At 73.9% G+C, this 2,663-nt stretch carries 3 protein-coding genes; 2 read left to right on the top strand and 1 reads right to left on the bottom strand.

Annotated elements, in window-relative coordinates; genetic code table 11:
• Positions 1-408: an Rrf2 family transcriptional regulator gene (locus tag RIF68_RS33770; protein WP_309055285.1), complete on the top strand. Its 408-nt coding sequence runs from the start codon at positions 1-3 to the stop codon at positions 406-408.
• 24 nt (positions 409-432) lie between these two features.
• Positions 433-1,620 carry a globin domain-containing protein gene (locus RIF68_RS33765; protein ID WP_309055284.1) on the top strand — a complete coding sequence of 396 codons (1,188 nt, stop codon included), beginning with the start codon at positions 433-435 and terminating at the stop codon, positions 1,618-1,620.
• Positions 1,621-1,641: 21 nt separating this feature from the next.
• Here the strand turns inward: RIF68_RS33765 and RIF68_RS33760 are convergent.
• Positions 1,642-2,663, bottom strand: a 1,022-nt coding sequence (locus RIF68_RS33760; protein WP_309055283.1) for a transcriptional regulator, incomplete at its 5' end; no start/stop codon positions are given.

Here is a 2,663-nt window from a genome sequence, read left to right as displayed (position 1 = left end):
ATGGACGTCCCCCACGCCCACATGGCGAAGGTGGTCACGCGCCTTCAGCATCTGGGGGTGGTGGAGGCCCGGCGCGGGCGTGGCGGCGGTCTGCTGCTGACCGAGTCCGGCCGGCGTTCGTCGGTGGGCCGGCTCATCCGGACCCTGGAGGGCGAGGAGGAGGTCGTGGCCTGCGAGGCCGATCCGCCGTGCCCGCTGCGCGCCGCCTGCCGACTGCGCGGAGCGTTGCGCGAGGCGCAGGAGGCCTTCCACCGGACGCTCGACCCGCTGACGGTGGCGGACCTCGTGGAATCCCCGACGGGACCCCTTCTTCTCTCCGTGACCCGCGGTCCCCTCCGCCGAGAGCGCCCGCCCGACGCGCGCCTTCCTCTCCCCCCGGCCGGCGAGCTCACTCCTCACCACACGTAGATCATCCACCTGACAGGAAGTCCGATGCTGTCCGAGCAGGCCGTCCCGGTCGTCCGCGCCACCCTGCCCGCCGTCGGAGGAGCGCTCGACCGGATCACCGAGCGGTTCTACGCGCGCCTCTTCGACGCCCACCCCGAACTGCTGCGGGACCTCTTCAACCGGGGCAACCAGGCCAACGGCGAACAGCGCCGCGCCCTCGCCGGCTCCATCGCCGCCTTCGCCGTGGCGCTGCTCGACCGGCCGGACACGCGCCCCGACGCGCTGTTGAGCCGCATCGCGCACAAGCACGCCTCGCTGGGCGTCACCTCGGAGCAGTACAAGACCGTTCACGAACACCTCTTCGCCGCGATCGCCGAGGTCCTCGGTGACGCGGTCACCCCGGAGGTGGCCCGCGCGTGGGACGAGGTGTACTGGCTCATGGCCAACGCGCTCATCGCCGTGGAGAGCCGGCTGTACCAGGAGGCGGGGACCGCCGAGGGCGAGGTGTGGCGCACCCTGCGGATCGCCGCGCGCCGGGAGGAGACCGCCGACACCGTCTCCTTCCTCCTGGAACACCCCGACGGCTCGGCCCCGGGCGCCTTCCGTCCGGGGCAGTACGTCGGCGTGCGGGTGGCCCTTCCCGACGGCGCCCGGCAGATACGGCAGTACAGCCTGTCCTCGGCGCCCGGCCTGCCGCAGTGGCGGATCACGGTGAAACGGGCCGGCGGCGACCCGGCGGGCGAGGTCTCCTCGTGGCTGCACGCCCACGCGCGGGCCGGTGACACGCTGGAGGTGTCGGTTCCGTTCGGTGACCTGGTCCTGCCGGAGGGCGACGGGCCCCTGCTGCTCGCCTCCGCCGGCATCGGCAGCACCCCCCTCCTCGCGATGCTCGGCCGGCTCGCGGCCGCGGGATCGACCCGGCGGGTGGTGGTCGTGCACGCGGACCGCTCCCCCGCGGCGCACGCGCACGCCGGGGAACTGCGCCACCACGTCGGCGCGCTCCCGCACGGCTCACTGCACCTCTGGTACGAGGAGCCGGGCGGGTCCGGGGCCCGTGCGGGCCGGGCCGACGTGCGGGCGCTGGACCTCCCGGACGGGCTCACCGCCTACCTGTGCGGGCCGCTGCCGTTCCTGCGCGCGGTCCGCGGCGACCTGGTGGCGCTCGGCACGGCCCCGGCCGACGTGCACTACGAGGTCTTCGGCCCTGACCTGTGGCTCGGCACGGAAGGCTGACGGCACGAGCCTGCGCGGGCGTCAGCCCTCGTCGTCCTGGGCCGTGTACACGTCCTTGACCTTGACCTCGGTGACGCCCCGCCCCTCCGGGAAGACCCGCCGCCAGTCCCCGATGACGTGCAGCTCGTCGGTGCCCATGGCCCGCACCACGGTCAGACCCGACTCGTACGCCTTGTAGGCCTTCGTCCACAGGTTGGCGAAGGCCTGGGACCGGATGATGTGCATCCAGTCCGGGCGGTACAGCTCCCGGTTGTAGTTGGACTCGCCCATGGTGGCGACGAACTTGGAGTACATCGCCTTCACGTATTCGAGGGTGACGTCGTCCCCGGCCTCCAGGGCCTCGGCCCGGGCCTCGCGCAGCGTGGTGCGGAACTTCTCCAGGAGGTTCTCGGTCGAGCCCGAGGTGAAGGACTCGTGGATGACGGGCGGTTCGCACAGCCCGTACGCGGGCGAGGAGAGCCGCAGGAGCAGCCGGAGGGTCGGCTCGGTGACCCAGAGCGGTCCCGGTTCGTCGCGGGAGCCGAGGGGGTTGGGCAGCTCGTGCTCGTGGTGCCACTCGGGCGGGGTGATGAGGTGGACGCCCGCCCGGCGCCGGTCGTGGGCGCCGCCGGTGTGGTGCTCCAGCGCGCCGAGCGGCAGATGGGTCTTGAGGGCGCTGAGGTAGGCCCCGTTGATGTCGAGGGCCGTGATCTCCTGCGGTCCCGGGGGCAGGGCGGGGCGCGTCCACTTGGGCCGCGCCTCCCAGATCTCGTCCGCCCCGCGCGAGGTCTTCTTGCGGAGGATGCCGGGGAGCGGCGGGTGGGCGACGATCTCGTAGCGCGCTCCGGTGCGGCACTGGTCGAGCAGCGCCATGGCGTCCGGGATGGCGGTGCGTACGAGGTCGGCGGTGGCGGCCTCGGTGTCGCCGCCGTGCCGCTCCAGGGCGGCGCGGACGGAGTCCTGGAGGGTACCGAGCGGGGTGGGCGCCGGTTCCTGGAACGCGCGCTTGCTCGGCGTCCGGCCGGCCGCCGTGCCCGCGCGGGGGGCCGGTGCGGGCGCGGCGG

It is taken from the genome of Streptomyces sp. (assembly GCF_031178505.1).
GTDB lineage: Bacteria > Actinomycetota > Actinomycetes > Streptomycetales > Streptomycetaceae > Streptomyces > Streptomyces gulbargensis.
Note: the sequence above shows the minus strand (reverse complement) of the source record. Positions and strands in the feature narration are given on the sequence as shown.

Excerpts from the sequence above, each read along its gene's own strand:
- RIF68_RS33770 (WP_309055285.1), top strand. The coding sequence starts at position 1 with ATGGACGTCCCCCACGCCCACATGGCGAAGGTGGTCACGCGCCTTCAG.
- RIF68_RS33765 (WP_309055284.1), top strand. The coding sequence starts at position 433 with ATGCTGTCCGAGCAGGCCGTCCCGGTCGTCCGCGCCACCCTGCCCGCC.